The 17,391-nt window shown below is 35.4% G+C and carries 16 protein-coding genes; 11 read left to right on the top strand and 5 right to left on the bottom strand.

Features of this window, described 5'->3' with window-relative positions; all coding sequences use genetic code 11:
* Positions 1 to 199: 199 nt before the first annotated feature.
* Positions 200 to 1,939: a B12-binding domain-containing radical SAM protein gene (locus QRN68_RS25935; protein ID WP_285400267.1), complete on the bottom strand. Its 1,740-nt coding sequence runs from the start codon at positions 1,937 to 1,939 to the stop codon at positions 200 to 202.
* 315 nt (positions 1,940 to 2,254) lie between these two features.
* Here QRN68_RS25935 and QRN68_RS25930 point away from each other — a divergent pair, with 315 nt between their 5' ends.
* From QRN68_RS25930 to QRN68_RS25920, 3 genes are all read left to right on the top strand, one after another.
* Positions 2,255 to 3,616 carry an ATP-binding protein gene (locus QRN68_RS25930; RefSeq protein ID WP_285400281.1) on the top strand — a complete coding sequence of 454 codons (1,362 nt, stop codon included), beginning with the start codon at positions 2,255 to 2,257 and terminating at the stop codon, positions 3,614 to 3,616.
* Between the two features lie 123 nt (positions 3,617 to 3,739).
* Entirely contained in the window at positions 3,740 to 4,186 is a 447-nt protein-coding gene (locus QRN68_RS25925) for a MarR family winged helix-turn-helix transcriptional regulator (RefSeq protein WP_285400265.1), read from the top strand.
* A gap of 181 nt (positions 4,187 to 4,367) precedes the next feature.
* Entirely contained in the window at positions 4,368 to 4,493 is a 126-nt protein-coding gene (locus QRN68_RS25920) for a hypothetical protein (protein WP_285400264.1), read from the top strand.
* Between the two features lie 162 nt (positions 4,494 to 4,655).
* Here the strand turns inward: QRN68_RS25920 and QRN68_RS25915 are convergent, their stop codons facing one another.
* From QRN68_RS25915 to QRN68_RS25905, 3 genes are all read right to left on the bottom strand, one after another.
* The gene (locus tag QRN68_RS25915; RefSeq protein ID WP_285400263.1) at positions 4,656 to 5,357 is read right to left on the bottom strand and encodes a hypothetical protein; all 702 of its coding nucleotides are present in this window, start codon (positions 5,355 to 5,357) and stop codon (positions 4,656 to 4,658) included.
* Positions 5,358 to 5,418: 61 nt separating this feature from the next.
* Positions 5,419 to 6,036, bottom strand: coding sequence for a CPBP family intramembrane glutamic endopeptidase (locus QRN68_RS25910; RefSeq protein WP_285400262.1), 618 nt, complete (start codon positions 6,034 to 6,036; stop codon positions 5,419 to 5,421).
* A gap of 79 nt (positions 6,037 to 6,115) precedes the next feature.
* Entirely contained in the window at positions 6,116 to 6,304 is a 189-nt protein-coding gene (locus QRN68_RS25905) for a YkvS family protein (RefSeq protein ID WP_285400261.1), read from the bottom strand.
* Positions 6,305 to 6,428: 124 nt separating this feature from the next.
* Here QRN68_RS25905 and QRN68_RS25900 point away from each other — a divergent pair, with 124 nt between their 5' ends.
* The 3 genes from QRN68_RS25900 to QRN68_RS25890 all read left to right on the top strand — a co-directional run bounded on the left by QRN68_RS25900 (position 6,429) and on the right by QRN68_RS25890 (position 8,210).
* On the top strand, positions 6,429 to 6,617 hold the full coding sequence (locus QRN68_RS25900; protein WP_285400259.1) for a hypothetical protein: 189 nt from the start codon (positions 6,429 to 6,431) through the stop codon (positions 6,615 to 6,617).
* Positions 6,618 to 6,709: 92 nt separating this feature from the next.
* Positions 6,710 to 6,886, top strand: a complete 177-nt coding sequence (locus tag QRN68_RS25895) for an aspartyl-phosphate phosphatase Spo0E family protein (RefSeq protein WP_285400257.1) — start codon at positions 6,710 to 6,712, stop codon at positions 6,884 to 6,886.
* A gap of 457 nt (positions 6,887 to 7,343) precedes the next feature.
* Entirely contained in the window at positions 7,344 to 8,210 is an 867-nt protein-coding gene (locus tag QRN68_RS25890; protein ID WP_285400256.1) for an NAD(P)-dependent oxidoreductase, read from the top strand.
* A gap of 136 nt (positions 8,211 to 8,346) precedes the next feature.
* Here QRN68_RS25890 and QRN68_RS25885 read toward each other — a convergent pair whose 3' ends face one another.
* Complete coding sequence (locus QRN68_RS25885) at positions 8,347 to 8,589, bottom strand: hypothetical protein (protein ID WP_285400280.1); 243 nt, start codon at positions 8,587 to 8,589, stop codon at positions 8,347 to 8,349.
* 400 nt (positions 8,590 to 8,989) lie between these two features.
* On the opposite strand from QRN68_RS25885, the gene QRN68_RS25880 reads away from it, so the two are divergent.
* The 5 genes from QRN68_RS25880 to QRN68_RS25860 all read left to right on the top strand — a co-directional run bounded on the left by QRN68_RS25880 (position 8,990) and on the right by QRN68_RS25860 (position 17,261).
* Positions 8,990 to 10,309 (top strand): MFS transporter, encoded by a 1,320-nt coding sequence (locus QRN68_RS25880; protein WP_285400255.1) that lies wholly within the window; start codon positions 8,990 to 8,992, stop codon positions 10,307 to 10,309.
* Between the two features lie 68 nt (positions 10,310 to 10,377).
* Positions 10,378 to 11,280: a chemotaxis protein gene (locus QRN68_RS25875; RefSeq protein ID WP_285400253.1), complete on the top strand. Its 903-nt coding sequence runs from the start codon at positions 10,378 to 10,380 to the stop codon at positions 11,278 to 11,280.
* 247 nt (positions 11,281 to 11,527) lie between these two features.
* On the top strand, positions 11,528 to 13,081 hold the full coding sequence (locus QRN68_RS25870) for a Ppx/GppA family phosphatase (RefSeq protein WP_285400251.1): 1,554 nt from the start codon (positions 11,528 to 11,530) through the stop codon (positions 13,079 to 13,081).
* On the top strand, positions 13,071 to 15,227 hold the full coding sequence (locus QRN68_RS25865; protein ID WP_285400250.1) for an RNA degradosome polyphosphate kinase: 2,157 nt from the start codon (positions 13,071 to 13,073) through the stop codon (positions 15,225 to 15,227). The genes QRN68_RS25870 and QRN68_RS25865 overlap by 11 nt, the downstream gene beginning before the upstream one ends.
* 27 nt (positions 15,228 to 15,254) lie before the next feature.
* Entirely contained in the window at positions 15,255 to 17,261 is a 2,007-nt protein-coding gene (locus QRN68_RS25860; protein WP_285400249.1) for a putative bifunctional diguanylate cyclase/phosphodiesterase, read from the top strand.
* Positions 17,262 to 17,391 lie beyond the last annotated feature (130 nt).

Below are 17,391 nucleotides of genomic sequence, written 5' to 3'. Positions count from 1 at the left end.
GAGACGAGAATTTAGTACTAAGCTTTTTTAGGATAATTGTAATGCCTTTACAAACATCTGATGATTATAAGAACGGTAAAGCTTTTACGGAAAATAAGTAATTGTTGAGTTTCATTTTAGGTTACTGAGAAATTTAAGAATTTCTTTATGAATGTAAAAAACGCTAGTCCAATATTTTTTTATGGACTAGCGTTTCTTATTATATAGAATGGATTGTTGCAAAGTATGGTGCTTGACCGTGACGGAAGTAAATTAAGAGATAGCCATTTTTTTGTACAATTTTGCCTTTTGAAAAATTTTGGTAATCGATGTGATGCGGAATAACGAGCGTATGTTTAAACAACTCTTTTTCAGAGAGATTGAAGTTGGCGAATGTTTCACCCGCAATTCCAGGGTTTTCACGTAAGGCATTATAAATTGCTTTTTGTTGCTCCTCTGTAGGGCGCTCTTTCCACCATAATTTACGTGGCTGGAACTGCTGTATTTTTAAATAATCTAGCTGCATTAAGCTTGTAATGATAGTTAAATTAGCACCCTCTACAGTCTCTAAAAACATTAATAAACGACGGAATAAATCCTCAAGCTGATGTCCGATACGTGACCAACCTTTTGTTTCCCAATACGTACCGAAATTTTGGAAGAAATCAAATGGTGTTTCAAACACTTCAGTTACTAAATATTCAATCGTATGATCCATACGGTGATCATTCCAGTATTTTTCAAGTACATCCTCTGCATGTTTAATGCGTACAATATCATCAAATGTTAAGACATTATTTGAGAAAATCTCGTAAGGAGCTAAGTCCACATAAGTATAGCCGAATTTTTCAGCCTCTAGACGAAGGCCTGTACCGCGCAGAAGTTTAAGGAATCCAAGCTGTAGTTCTTCTGGTCGCATGGCAAATACATCATTAAAGGTTTGACGGAAGCTTGTATAATCTTCCTCTGGTAAACCAGCGATTAAATCTAAATGCTGATCAATCTTTCCACCTTCTTTGACCATCGTCACTGTACGCTTTAATTTTTCAAAGTTTTGACGACGCTTCACAAGCGTATTGGTTAAATCATTTGTTGATTGAACACCAATTTCAAAACGGAAAAGACCTTTTGGTGCGTTATCATTTAAAAATTGGATAACCTCAGGACGCATAATATCTGCGGTAATCTCAAATTGGAATACAACCCCTGGCTGATGTTCATCAATTAAAAACTGGAACATTTCCATTGCATAGCTACGGCTTATATTAAATGTACGGTCAACAAATTTAATAGTACGTGCACCATTGTCCATTAAGAATCGAATATCTTCTTTTATTTTTTCTCGGTTAAAATAACGAACTCCTACTTCAATAGAAGATAAACAAAATTGACAGCTAAATGGACAGCCTCGACTTGTTTCTATATATTGAATTCGTTTACCTAGATGCGGGAGATCCTCCTCAAAACGAAATGGACTTGGCAACTCACGTAAATCTATTTTTGGTGCTTGTGCGTGAATTCGTACCTTACCATCCTCTAAGTAGCAAACCCCTGGAACATCCTCTAATGCTATTTCTCCATGTAAAAAGCGTAGTAATTGTTTAAAAGAAGTTTCTCCTTCACCCATAACAATGAAATCAACCTCTTCAATCCTGCGCAACCAATGGTGGGCATCGTAAGAAACTTCCGGACCCCCGAGCAAAATTTTAACATTTGGACAGACAGTTTTTAACATTTTGATAACGTGAATGGTTTCTTCAATATTCCAAATATAGCAACTAAATCCTACGATATCAGGTTTTTTTTGGAACAAATCTGATACAATATTAAAAGCAGGATCTTTAATTGTATATTCTGCAATGATTGGATTGAACTCTGGTAAAGCAGCACCTTTTAAATAACGCAAAGCTAAATTGGTGTGAATATACTTTGCGTTTAATGTAGTTAAAATAGTATTCATGCAATAATCTTCCCTTCAATTTCTAATTGTAACAGTCAAGTAGCTGTCATACAATATAATTCTTTTTACCTATTTATTTTGTGAACAGTTCGTGAAATAATTTTAAATACTTAAATTTACTAAATTTTGTAATAATAGAATCGTACAGTCATAAATTATATAAAGGCTTAAAATTCGATTAAGAGGTTTTATACTCTTTTGAAAGGTTCGGTGAGAAAGTTGAAGCAAAATGATATTAATCAATGTTTTGGAAATCTTATGAAAAGTACTTCGTCACCAACACTTATTCTTAATAAAGCAGGAAAAATTTTGAACATGAATGAGGCTGCTATTAAGCTTTTTAACCTTAATTCAACGTATATTGGCTATTTAGCTATGGACGAGCCATCAAATTTAAATTGGGCGAAGTTCATCAAACAATTACAAAGTGATTTGAGATCAGAAGAAATCTTCAATATTCAAACAGCTAGTAATGAGTTCGAAATGATGTCCTTCAAATGTTTTTATGATCCGAACACAGAAGAAATAGTTGCGCAAATTTCAACATTAAATAATGATGTAGCTCATGAATTGTATGTTAGTCAAGAGCAGGAGAGATCCCAATTTTTCAATGCTTATGATCACTTACCGTATGCCGTTATTGTAAGTGACGCTAGCGGTATAATACTTGGGCTTAATAAGTATGCTGAAATGTATTTAAAAATAGAAAAGTCGCAGCTTCTTCATAAGGCACATCAACACATATTTGACGCATTTTCTTTGAAGAATGGTCAAATTACATCATACCTTTCTAAACTGATGGGTGAAAAACATGCAAGTATTCATGTAGTGGATGAAGCTCAAGTTAGCAGAATTTGCTATTATGAAATTTCGAGTATCTTTGATGAATATAACAATATTATTGTCACAGTCATTAATGATGAAACAGAAAAGAAACAACTTCAACATAAAGTTGAACATCAGCAAGCTTTAAATGTTGTCGGTCAAATGGCCGCGAGTATTGCCCATGAAATTCGTAATCCATTAACTTCTTTAAAGGGCTTTACCGAATTATTAAAGCTAAATGCTGATGAAGAGTCACGCATGTATTTATCTGTCATCGATAGTGAACTCCAAAGGATGGAACAAATTTTATCCGAGCTTTTAGTATTGTCCAAGCCTACAAGTATGAAGGTGGAATTACTAGAGATAGACAGCATTGTGAAGCAAGTGATTGAGTTTATGCTACCAGATGCACTTATGAAAAATATTATGATTCAATATATTTCTCCTCCTACCCAAGTATATATTGGAGGCAATGAGAATCGCTTAAAGCAAGTATTCATGAATCTTATTAAAAATGCGATGGAGTCCATGAATAATGGTGGAACGATCACAGTAGAAATGAATGTTCTTGACTGTGCGATTGTAGAACTAATGATTAAAGACGAAGGTGTCGGTATGGACAGCGCTACCCTTCAAAACTTATTCCAACCTTTTTACACGACGAAATCAACAGGGACAGGACTAGGCCTTGCTTTCGTGAAAAAGGTGATTGAAGAGCATGAAGGCGTAATAGGTGTGAATAGTGAATTACAGAAGGGGACATGCTTCCACTTACAATTCCCAATTTACACATTTAATCAGCTAGATAAAATGGACGTAACCGCGAAAGATTCTGCTTATTTAGTAACATAAAAAGATTAATAATGGTTGCATAAATCACCATAATATGACACAAAATCAAATATTGCTTTTGACAAGGCTTTTCTAATATCGCTATAATGGCATGTATAGAGAGCGAATTGAGAGGAAAAGGTTATGACGTCAGAAGATATAAAGCAATCTTTAAAATTGTATATTGTATTATCACGTGCACATAAAGCAATTAATGAAATGACACATCAATTTTTTCAAGAGAACGGATTAAACCCTACTGAATTTGCTGTATTAGAGCTTCTTTATCATAAAGGAAGACAGCCATTACAGCAAATAGGCAATAAAATTTTGCTAGCTAGTGGGTCTATTACGTATGTCATTGACAAGCTTGAAAAAAGAGGGTATTTATTGCGTGTTTCTTGCCCCGCAGATCGCCGTGTTACCTATGCAGAAATTACTGAAAAGGGTGAGGCGTTTATGGGCGACCTATTCCCTGAACATGAACGACAATTACATGAATTGCTGAGTGTGCTGTCGTTTGAAGAAAAAGAACAAGCTATTACTTTATTAAAAAAATTAGGTCTGTCTATTAAAGATTTGTCTTATTAAAAAGAGTTGTCTCAATGCATTTGAGGCAACTTTTTTTAATGTAAGAACCTCCATGCTGTCACTACGTTTTCGCACATATTAAGCATTGTTGCAGAAGTTTCGGTTTAATATATAAAAGTGACATGCCAGAAGGTACATACTATGGTGAAGTGGTTGATTGGAGTGGAGATTGAGCGACTCCTTGGGGATTAGCGTCACAGATGAGACCCTGGAGCGAGCAGCGCGAGTGAAGCGGCTCATCGGACGCCCCCAGGAAGCTCTGCTCTGCGCGAAAGCGAAGCGTCAGCGGCAAATGTTTTATCTGTAGCGAAAGCAAAGCGTCAGCTACAAAGCGCTCAGTCGGAACGGAAATCAACCCCTTGTTTTGCCGAAGAGCTATCATTTAATTATGATAGCTTAATTTCATTGACAATAGTTTTTCATCATTATAAAAAGACTGTAGAGTTTGTCTACAGTCTTTTTGAATGGATTAATTTTTAGAAATAGTTGCTGCCATTTTAAACATAGCATCTGTTAGATCTAGTTCGTCGTTATCGTGAATCGTTAGTTTTGAAATTAAACCGTCTTTTTCAAAAACAACACCGATTACTTTTTCTTTATCGAAATCTACAACATAACCTTCGACGTTTTTAACATCTTTAAATGCAGCTAGTTCTTCAGAAGATAACGCTGCAGGTTCACCAACAGCATTCATATAATCTTGCATAGATGTTTTTGCATCAGCATAGCTTGATTGTGATGCATCAACTGTTTCGATACGCATGAATACTTCAGAGTTTTCTTTAGAAACTAACATGTCTTTCCCTGGTTCTTCTTGAGTAAGTGTAAATCCAGGTAACTGTTGCATTTTATAGCCTAGATCAGCACTTTTAGATTCCGTTGCTTTTTCAGTTTTGTCTTCGCCTTTTTGTTTGTATTTAACTTCTTGTTCGGTCTTAGATGAAGTGTCTGTTTTGTCCTTATTGTCTTTATCTGTTTCGTTTGATGTAGGCGTTTCTTGCGATTCATCTACAGCTTTATCCTCAGAAGCTGGTTTTTGTTGTTCAGTCGATGTATTTGATGGCTCATTTTTTTGAGCATCAGATTCCTCTGATTTATCAGAAGTGTTACATCCTGCGACTAAAACGGCTGTTAGAAGTAATGCAGATAGAGAAAAAAACATTTTTTGCATGAAAAGCCCTCCTTTTCTTAATTAAACGTTCGTAAAGATAAAATGTTTCCAAATTTTAATGTTAAGATGTTAAAGGTAACACTAAAAATAATAATAGTACAAAAACTACATGGGTTACAATAACAAGTGGCATACTTTTACGCCATTCATATAAAAAGCCCCAAATAAGGCTTGTTATAAGTGCAGCGATCACACCAAGCATAAAACCGCTTAGTGCAATGGAGATGGCACATAAAATCGCAGTTACAATAACAGCGTAAGCAGGACGCATAAAGCGCTTCAGCTGTTGTTGAATATAGCCGCGCCAAAATAGCTCTTCACCAATAGCAACGATGAATACTAGTAAAATATAGTGCCAAATATTATGCGGTCCATAGTTAGTTAAGAAATTTTGTACTGATTGTACTAAAGAATCATTAATGTATGGTGCAAGCCAATAGCCAAAGCGTATAATACCGTATGTTATTGTACCGTAACCAATACCGAAGAGTAAAAATTGCCAGGTAGGTAACTGATCTTCGATTTTACCAGCCATAATTGCAATTGCAATACAAACAAGCAAAGTAAATGCATATAGGTACCAAAATACAGCTTGGTTAGCAAAAGTAAAAGCTAGCATGCCATAAACGAATAATAAAGAAAGGAGAAATATTATAGTTTGTTTCGAATTTGTAATCATATTCGACCTCCATACTTTAATATTATCAAAAAAAAAGTCCCTTATCATCTATAAAGACAAATAGGGACTATTCAGACTATTAAGCTTTATTTGTATACAAAATTTTGTACCGTTTATGGTTGACGACCGTTTTCTCTTCAATTTCAAGGGAATCAAAATTCTCCATGTATGTTAAATCAACGATCACCGAATTTTCATTTACTTTTTCGACTATACCTTGTAAGCCATCTTTAAACTCGATAATATTTCCAACTTCAGCTATTTTCACAGACAGTCAGCTCCTTCATCGACTAATAATATACAGTTTGCATGAAAAAATGGGAAACGTAAAGGCTTTTTTGAATAATTCATAATATATTACACAAAATGATAAAAAGAAAGGAATAGAAAAAATGGAAAAATACGAAAATATGATTAAACAATTACAAAACGGGGAATTAAATAGTATAGAAATAGACAAGGAACAATTTTATGAGTTTCGAGAAGTACTTGTAAAACATCCTTTATTTAAACATTTTAGAGGTGAGGCCAAACAAAATGGACTTGTGATTTATACTTATCAGGAAATTCCTAGAAGTTGATTTGTCGAACATTGTCGGAAGTTAATGCTGTAAGAAATGAAATATAAATGTATAATAATGGTATGATTATTTGTGTGTGGAGGGTTATATGAATGGTCAATCTACTCTTGAAACAAATGGAACAAACTCGTGAGATGATGATTCGCTCAGGTGTAGAAAACGGGTTGCGAAATGCGAAAACCATTCAACTGAGTCGCAGATTAGATCAGTTAATGAATACTTATTATAGACAGACAGCATTTGAAGAAGAAGAAGATCAGGAAGATTGAACGAATGTTCCAATTAAGAGTATAAACTTTTTAAATAAATTGTTTAAAAAGCATTCTACGGGGAATACTAAGTACGAACACAGCAACATTCTCATTTCCCCCTTTAGAGCAGTGATACCCCATCAACTGCTCTCTTTTTTATCTTCATTCTACTGAATGAAAATAAAGCTTCCAGCGGATGTCACGCGTTGTTCGTCTGTGCGACAGCCACAACATGGTTTTGTCTGTGCGAAAGCGAAGTGCTAACGTAGCGACAGCCACAATTACGCGTAAGGAGAAATTGATTTACTCGTATATATGCAACACATTAGGTTTTTAGTACAAGTCATAACAAGAGTTTGAATTATCCTACTTATTCAACTACACTGAAAGATAAAATAAGTGCTATTGGTTGGTAATTTGAACAATGGAATAAAGAATCAATCAAAAGCCTTTATAACAAAGGAGTATTTTACATATGGGAAAAGAGCGCATTGCATTTATCGGTACAGGCGTTATGGGAGCTAGCATTATCAAGCATTTATTAGAAAATGGTCATGAGGTAACCGTTTATACACGTACAAAGGAGAAAGCAGAGCCACTTATGGCATTGGGGGCATCTTGGGCAAGTTCTCCAGCAGAGGCATTTGAAAATAAAGATATTGCCTTTACGATGGTTGGATACCCTGCAGATGTAGAGGAAGTTTATTTTGGAGACAACGGATTGTTTCAAACGGCTGAATCGGGCAATATCGTTATTGATATGACTACTTCAGAGCCAACATTGGCAAAGAAAATTTTTGAACATGCCCAAAAGCTTGGAGTAGAATCGTTAGATGCACCTGTTTCTGGTGGAGATATCGGTGCTCAAAATGGTACATTATCCATTATGGTTGGAGGTAGTCGAGCTACATTCAATAAAGTTTTACCAGTCATGAATCATTTTGGTGAAAATATTGTTTATCAAGGTGAAGCTGGTGCAGGACAGCATGCTAAAATGTGTAATCAGATCGTTATTGCCTCGGGAATGATTGGTGTGTGCGAGTCAATGGCTTACGGTTTAAAGGCTGGACTAGATTTACCAACAGTATTGCAATCCATTTCTTCTGGAGCTGCAGGTTCTTGGTCGTTAAGTAATTTAGCACCCCGCATGATAAAAGGAGATTTCGCACCAGGTTTTTATATTAAGCATTTCGTGAAGGATATGAAAATTGCTTTAGATGAATCTCAAAAAATGGGGATTACATTACCAGGTCTAACACTTGCTTATGATATGTATGAAAAGCTAATTGAAGAGGGCTATGGTGAAAATGGTACACAGGCACTTTTAAAGGTTTATCAATAAATGTTAATACTTTAACAAGTTGTGAGAATTCATCATAGAAAACACTAACTATAGAAAAATTTTAGGAAGCCCGAAGTATCATCTTATGAAAGGATGGATACTTCGGGTTTTTCATATTTCAAATAGCTTTACTACCTCACAGAAATAGTGAGGCTAAGGAAGTATTACGCTTTACCAAAAAGTTTTGCGTATAAAGAAAAAAACTAGAGCCCTTGCAAGTGCAAAGTATAAAGAAATTGCCAGCTAAAGCTAAATCTAATTCATATCCAGCAGAGCCGTCTGTGCCGATAAAGCCAACGCTAAGCTTCGCTGAAAAAATGGCAACAATCATTATCACTGTCAATAAAGTAGCGAAAAGTCTTGTGCCTAATCCTAAAATAATGGCGAGGGGGGCTTGTATACCTTTTTTATAATGGAGGTAAAACTAAAAGTGATATTGTTGATTGATCAGAGAAATTTTGTGATGACCGTATGTTATGTGTATAAGTTGTTCTTCGTTCCGGCTGATTGACTCATCGGACGCCCCCAGTCGGAACGGAAATTACCCCAAGCTATGATGATAAGCCATATTTTAAAAAAGTTCTATAGTCCTTGGTATTAAGTATCAAGTGAATCTTTAGTATGGTTTAGATAGGGAGAATATTCGTTCATTTTAGAGTGTTAGTTAAGTGAGTTTGATTGTATATTGTAAATAGTATTAATTTTCTTTTAAAAAGAATATTTTTTATTACAGAGGGGAATTTTTTTTCATATTATAGAGAATGGGGAGGGGGGTTTTTATGAAGCGGAATACAGAAGACGCACAGCATCGAAGTCAGTTAGCTCTTTATTTGTCACTGCCAATTTTATCGTGGGCATTTTATGATTTTGCGAATACAATATTTTCTTCAAATATTAATACGATATTTTTCCCATTTTATATGGATGAGGTTTTAGGAAAGAATGAGGTCATGCAGCAGGTGGCAAGCACGTTTATTTCGTATGCCAATGCCATTGCAAGCTTTTTCCTCGTCGTTTTTTCACCTCTCTTTGGTGTATGGATTGATAATACTGGTTATAAAAAGAGATTTATAGTGTGGTTTGCATCTATTTCTATTTTCTTTACTTTTATGATGGGTGTTTTTGCGAATCTACAGACGTCAACAAATTATTCAGGCGTGCCAATTAGTTTGTTTTTAGTTGTTGCTAGTTTTGTCATTGCGAAATTTTTCTTTAATTCAAGTCTAGTGTTCTATGATTCAATGATGGGAGATTTAGGGACGAAAGAGGAAATGCCTCTTATTTCTGGTTATGGGGTAGCGATTGGCTATTTAGGTACAATTTTTGGATTACTTGTTTATTTGTATGTCGGAAACAGTGGTTTCCATCGTGCATTTATTCCAACTGCCATTTTATATTTATTATTTTCTTTGCCATTATTTTTTATTAATAAAGATATACCGATTCCAAAGTCTCAGCGAAAGACCATTAAATTTCTAGATGGTTATAAGGAAATCGTTAAAACCTTTAAGGAAATGAAGCAATATAAGGCCATTTTCACCTTTATGATTGCTTATTTCTTTATAAATGATGCCATTGCAACAACCATTGCAATGATGGCTGTATATGCAACAACGATTGTCGGCTTTACTTCGGGTCAATTTATCGTACTTTATTTAGTGTCCACTGTTTCAACAATTATTGGCTCACTAGCATTTGGTTATATTACAAAGGCAATTGGAGCTAAACGTGCGATCACTGTGGTAGCACTAATAATGATTGTCGCTTTATCTTTTGCTGTTTTTGCGACCGAGCAATGGATGTTCTGGATTGCTGGTAGTATGTTTGGCATATCACTCGGATCAATGTGGGTAACATCTAGAACATATATTATTGAATTATCTCCAGATGAAAAACGTGGTCAGTTTTTTGGCTTATTTGCATTTTCAGGTAAAGTATCCTCAATAATTGGGCCAGCAGTCTACGGAACAGTCACATTATGGATGAAAGATTACGGAACGCTAGCAAGCCGTGTTGCGCTATCTACATTAATTGTGATGACAGTAATTGGCCTATTGGTGCATCTAAAAGTCAATGAAAAAAATGGGAAAAGCAAGTAGGAGAAACGTCTTGCCTATGATACAATTGAATTATAAATAGAAGATGGAAAGAAAGGAGCGGGGTTGCTTTGGAACATAAAGGTATATTATTAGAAAGTGGCACAAATGAGCTAGAAATTGTTGAATTTGAAGTAGCTAACAATAAATTCGGTATTAATGTTATTAAAGTGAAAGAAATTATTCAACCGATTCCAGTTACGTTTATTCCACACGCGCACCCGCATGTAGAAGGGATTATACAATTACGAGGTGAGGTTTTACCGGTAGTTGATATGCTTAAAGTATTGGGAATTCAAAATACAACGCGTAATCCTCAACAAAAATATATTGTTGCTGAATTTAATAAACAACGAGTAGTCTTCCATGTCGATAACGTTACACAAATTCACCGTATTTCATGGGATCAAATCGAGAAACCTTCTGATATGTATCAAGGAGGAACATCTCAAGTAATTGGTGTTATTAAGCAAAATGAGCAAATGATTCTATTGCTTGATTTCGAAAGAATTATGGTGGACATTAATCCAGATTCAGGTATTAGTGTAGAATCTGTTAAAAAGCTTGGTAAACGTGAGCGCTCTGAAAAACGAATTTTAATTGCTGAAGATTCACCATTATTACGCAAGCTATTATTCGATACTATGAATGAAGCAGGTTACGAGAATGTAGAATTCTTTGAAAACGGCCGTGATGCTTATGAATACTTAGAAGCAATCGCTAAAAGTGGTAGCGATGTAACTGAACATATTCAACTAATCGTGACGGACATTGAAATGCCACAAATGGATGGACATCATTTAACGCGTAAAATAAAGGAACATCCGGATCTCCAAAAGCTTCCTGTCATTATTTTCTCAAGCTTAATTACAGATGATCTTCGCCATAAAGGCGACCAAGTAGGTGCAGAGGATCAAATTAGTAAGCCAGAAATTGCAGAGCTTATTTTACGAGTAGACCAACTTATCCTCTAAAAGAAAGATTACTAAAACGGATAAAGTTAGATAAGGTACTTCACAATATTAATAATGGGTATCCTGAAAGTATATTAATAATTAAAAGAAAGTCGGATGCCTATTTTAGGCCCGACTTTTTTTGTATAGATCATGGTGCTACGAGTAAAATAAAGAGTATCCATACAATTTAACATCTGAATAACGTGCCGAAAAATAGGCTAGTCATCGGAAAGAATATGCATGTACATGTTAAGGAAGTGATTATTTGAACGAATTAAAAACAGCTATCATCGATATTGGCTCAAATACCATTCGATTAGTATTGTATCAATACGATAAAGAAGAGGGACTTCGTGAAATTGGAAATATTAAAACAGTTGCACGTTTACGTACATATTTACAGCCCTCGGGTGAAATGTCTGAAGAAGGTATACAAGTATTAACAGAAACGTTGTTGACTTTTAAAGCAATGCTTGATGATTTTGAAATAACTGATGTAAAAGCTGCTGCAACAGCTGCAATCCGTCAGGCAACAAATAGAGCAGAAATTATTACCTTAATGAAGGAACGGACAGGCATTCAAATAGAGCTTTTAACTGAAGAAGAAGAGGCATATTATGGCTTTGTTGCTGTAGCGCATTCAATAGGCACAAAGTCTGCTGTAACTATTGATATCGGTGGTGGTAGTACCGAAATAACGCTTTTTAAAAATAAGGAACTACAGAAATCTCATAGTTTTCCTTTTGGTACAGTTTCTTTAAAGCAACGTTTTGTAAAGGGCGATATTATAAATGGCAGTGAAAAAAAGGAACTCATTGCATTTATAAAAGAGCAGTTTAAATCACTTCCTTGGATTCAGGATATCGGTTTACCAATTATCGCTATTGGTGGTAGTGCCCGAAATGTTGCTCAAATTCATCAACAAAAGCATGCATATCCAATCGCAAGTGTACATGGTTACGAAATGACTAAGGAAAATTTAGATGAGCTTAGTTTATTTTTAGGTAATTTAAGCTTTAATGAATTAAAACAGTTAGATGGGCTTTCGGCGGATCGTGCCGATATTATTGTCCCTGCATTAGAGGTTTTCAGTGTATTAATGGAGGTAGTTGGCAGTGAGTTGTTCCAGATAACAAAGAACGGACTGCGTGAGGGACTCATTATACAGCGTATTTTGCAAACAGATAAAAGTGCATTTGATAAGTACAATGTGTTTGAGGGAAACGCTAGAAGATTGGCTCGTCAGTATGGTCGAACTGAAGAAGAAGTGGACTATTTGATGAATTTAACGGATCAATTGTACCGTGAATGTTGCCATCTTGGTTATTCACAATATAATCAAAAAGATTTGGAATTATTAACGAGAGCGTCGAAAGTTTTTAATATTGGAGAGTATATTGAGTTAAGTTCTGCAAGCCAGCATACCTTTTATTTAATTGCGAACCAATCTATTGATGGGCTGAATCATAAGGAACGTGTGAAATTAGCACTTTTAGCTTCGTATAAAAATAAAGATTATTATCAACGATTTGTTGCTCCGTTTACAGAATGGATGAGTCGTGAGGAGTATCGTAAAATAAGAGACTTTGGCGCACTTTTAAAATTTGTCTATGCGTTAAATGTATCGAAAAGAAAGATTGTACATGCCATTGAGATGCAGACAGAAGAAGATTATGTGCAGCTTAGCATTTACGTGAAAAACAACGCTGCCGCTGAAAAATATCAAGCAAACCGACATAAAAAACATCTAGAACGTGCACTAAAGATACCTATAAAAATAAACTTTATTGAAGAAGGGTTGAATAATAATGACAACTGAAGTTACTAACAATCAGCTACAAGAAGAGGAATTCACAGAAATACAAGGTCGATTACTAGAGGAAATCGCTAAGCCGCAATACTATAATAATCGTGAATTAAGCTGGTTAGCCTTCAATGAACGTGTTTTAGAGGAAGCAGAGGATGTCAATAATCCTCTGCTAGAGCGTCTAAAATTTTTAGCGATATTTAGTTCGAATTTAGATGAGTTTTTCATGGTGCGTGTTGCAGGTCTACAGGATCAAGTACGTGCAGGATTCCATAAGCCTGAAAACAAGTCAGGCTTAACACCAAAAGAGCAATTAGCGAAAATTGCTGAGCGAACGCAGGCATTAGTGCGCCGACAAACTGAAGTATATCGACATTTAATCTATGATTTATTGCCACAACATAATGTACATATTGCAGACATAAAAGACTTAAATAGTACACAAAAAGCATTTGTTAATGAAATGTTTGCAGAAACCATCTTCCCTGTTTTAACTCCCGTAGCTGTAGATGCGTATCGTCCTTTCCCAACTTTGTTTGGTAAAACATTAAATTTACTTGTTTTATTAGAGCAAGATGAAACAGACATGGAGAATCGTGAAAAGGTAGCAATTGTTCAAGTACCATCTGTCTTAGATCGTTATATTAAAGTACCATCAGCAGACGGAGAGACAGTTATTGTCTTATTAGAAGACGTGATTGTAGCGCATATAGAAAAGCTCTTTTATGGTTACAGTGTCAAGTCGGCACAGGCTTTCCGTTTGACACGTAATGCGGATTTGACAATTCATGAGGAAGGCGCAAGGGATTTACTTGTTGAAATCGAAAAAGAGCTGAAAAAACGTAAATGGGGAGAAGGCAGTCGTCTAGAAGTTCGTGAGGGCGAGATGAGCGAGGAAGTTCTTCAATACTTACTAGATGAATTTGAAATTGAAGAATCGGATGTCTTTCATATAGATGGACCGCTAGATTTAACATTTATGTTCTCGTTTGTAAAAGGCATTTCAGTTGGCCGTGAACATTTAGAATATGAAAGCTTTATCCCACAGCCACCATTAGATTTGCAATCGGATGAAAATATTTTTGAAAAAGCGCTGCAACAAGACATTTTCTTCCATCATCCATTTGAATCGTTTGCGCCAATTGTAGATTTTATTGCAGAGGCGGCCGTCAATCCAAACGTTTTAGCGATTAAACAAACTTTATATCGAGTAAGTGGCAATTCACCCATTATACAAGCATTAAAGCTCGCAGCGGAAAATGGTAAACAGGTAACGGTTTTAGTTGAATTGAAAGCACGTTTTGATGAAGAAAATAATGTGCATTGGGCAAAGCAACTTGAGCAAGCTGGCTGCCTTGTCATTTACGGTATGAATAATTTAAAAACACACTCAAAAATAACGCTTGTTGTAAGTCGTCGAAATGGAAAAATTGAGCGTTTTGTACATCTTGGAACAGGGAATTATAATGATGCCACTGCAAAAATTTATACAGATATGGGAATAATAACGACAGATAAGGAATTTGGCATTGATGCCACTAACTTCTTTAACTATTTAAGCGGTTATACAGAGAAGCCAACTTTTAATCATTTAGTCGTGGCACCGTTTGATATTCGAGATGAATTTATCAGGTTAATGGATGAGGAAATTGCTTGTCATAAGAAGTATGGTAATGGTTTTATTCGAGCTAAAATGAATTCACTAACAGACAAAGACTTAATGATGAAGCTGTATGAGGCGTCTATTGCAGGTGTAAAAGTAGAGCTTATCATTCGTGGTATTTGTTGCATTAGACCAGGTGTCCCTGGAATTAGTGAAAACATAACAGTAACAAGTATTGTTGGTCGTTTCCTTGAGCATTCTCGTATTTATTGGTTCCATCATAATGGGGAAAATAAAGTATACTTATCTTCTGCAGATATGATGACTCGTAATATGATCAAACGTGTAGAAATTTTATTCCCAGTATATGCAAGCGAAGCGAAAGCCCGTATTATTAACATCATGAATACACAACTTGAGGATACAGCAAAAGCTCGTATTCAAGACTCCAATGGAAAATATCATTACAAAGAGTTTGATCGTAGTGAAGATCCAATTAATAGTCAGGAAATTTTCCTAACGGATGCACTAAAACCTACGCTAGACGAAGAATAAAGCAAACGCTACTTAGTGAGGGATATAATGAAAAAATATAAAGAGAGTGTAGCGCAATTTGCAGACTATCATCAAATCATACAACTTAATCCGTTTGATGCAGTCGTATGTTTGAGAAAAGTGGATACAAAAGCGTTTGAAGTCATTATCTTTAACGATAAACTCCCGTCTTTTATTGAGCTACAGGATGTGAAAGCCACCAACGCAGAACAATTTTTTACGGAGCACAGCTGGCTGCAATTATTCAATATATTACAACAAGAATTGAATATGGACCAAATGCTGAAAATATGTACGGAGCACAAAGTAAAAACATTTGTTGTTCATATACAACACTTAGAAAAATCAGTTGTAGCAGTTATTCTGCGTGAGAAACAGAATGAAGTGGAACCATATTTACAATTTGTGGAACAGCACGTAAGTCCGGTATTAACAACTGATTTACAAGGTTGCATTATTCATCAAAACGCTGTTGCCACTTCTCTATGGGCAAACGAACATCAAAGCTTTATAGGACAAAATATTTTTTCATTATTAGAGAGTAAATATATCGATGAATTTAAATTACTATTTGCAAAAACTATTGAGGGCACAGCATCAGGTATGCCAAAATGCTTGTTTAAGCGCCAATTGCTAAGTAAAGAACTATTTTATTTAAGAACGCTTCCAACGTACTTTAATGGTGAAATTATTGGTGTACATTTTTTTGTGAAAGACGTCAATTCATTTATGAATGATCATAAGGGCTTTTATTACCTAGCATTAATCGATGAATTAACGGGTATTTGGAATCGTAAAGCTTTTAAGGAGCATTGGCAACATCATTTAAATGATAAAAAGCATGAAAATAAGCAAATAGCGCTTATTTTAGTGGATATTGATCGCTTTAAAAAGTTTAATGAATCCCTTGGTGAAAGTAAGGGAGATGAGCTTATGCGGATGTTTAGTCTTAGACTTCGTGAACTCTGTTGCTCTAAATGCTCGCTTTATCGTTATAACAGTGATGAATTTATATTTATTTTAAAAGAAGCAACTATCAATAAAATTGAGCATACAGCAAACGCTATTTTAGACGCATTAAAACAGCCATTTATAATTGATGGGCAGGAATATTTTATTAGCGTGTCGATCGGTATCTCACTTAGTCCGGCAGATGGCAAGGATTTAGAAACACTTGTACTGAAGGCAGATAAAGCGTTATTTTCTGTAAAAGAGCATGGACGTTCACACTACCGTTACTACCGTGAAGATATGACAACTATTTTTCCAAATGAGGCATTAATGGAAGCACATTTACGTCGTGCCATCGAATTTAATGAGCTCAGTATTCATTTACAGCCACAAATGGATTTAACGAATAACAGTATAAATAGCTTCGAGGCATTATTACGATGGAATAATCGCAAATTTGGCTTTGTGTCTCCTGCACAGTTTATACCCATTGCAGAGGCATCAGGCCTAATAATTGAAATTGGTGATTGGATTATTGACGAGGTGTGTCGCTATCAAAAAGACTGGCAGCTAAAGGGCTATCGACCAGTACGAGTTGCCATCAATATATCACCAAAACAATTTAGAAAAGAAAACTTTGCTCGGAAAATTAAAACTGCCTTGAAAAAGTATAATGTCCCACCTGAATTATTAGAGGTGGAAATTACCGAAAGCTCCATGACCAATGTTCATGAAACCTTTTCAATATTAACTGAATTAAAGCAGCTAGGCGTTTATGTTTCAGTGGATGATTTTGGAACTGGCTATTCATCTTTAAGCTACTTAAAGCGTTACCCAATAGATATCATAAAAATTGATCAATCATTTATAGCTGATATTGCAAAAGATGATAAAAATGAGGCAATAATCAAGGCCATTATCTCTATGTCTCATAATTTAGGATTAGAAGTTGTTGCTGAAGGGATCGAGGAATCAACACAAGTTGATTTTCTAAAACGCCATCGATATCAAAAAGGGCAAGGCTATTTATATAACAAGCCATTACCCGTAGAAACCATTGTTGAGAAATATTTTGTTAGCTAATAAAAACTGATCAAGTAGCACTTCATTCTAGATTGGATGAAGTGCTATTTTTTTGTAGTTTGGGGAAAAGAAGTGCATCACCAAAACGTGTGGTTGATTTCCGTTCCGGCTGGGCGCTTTCCTGGGGGCG

It is taken from the genome of Lysinibacillus sp. fls2-241-R2A-57 (assembly GCF_030209535.1).
Classification (GTDB): domain Bacteria; phylum Bacillota; class Bacilli; order Bacillales_A; family Planococcaceae; genus Lysinibacillus.
Note: the sequence above shows the minus strand (reverse complement) of the source record. Positions and strands in the feature narration are given on the sequence as shown.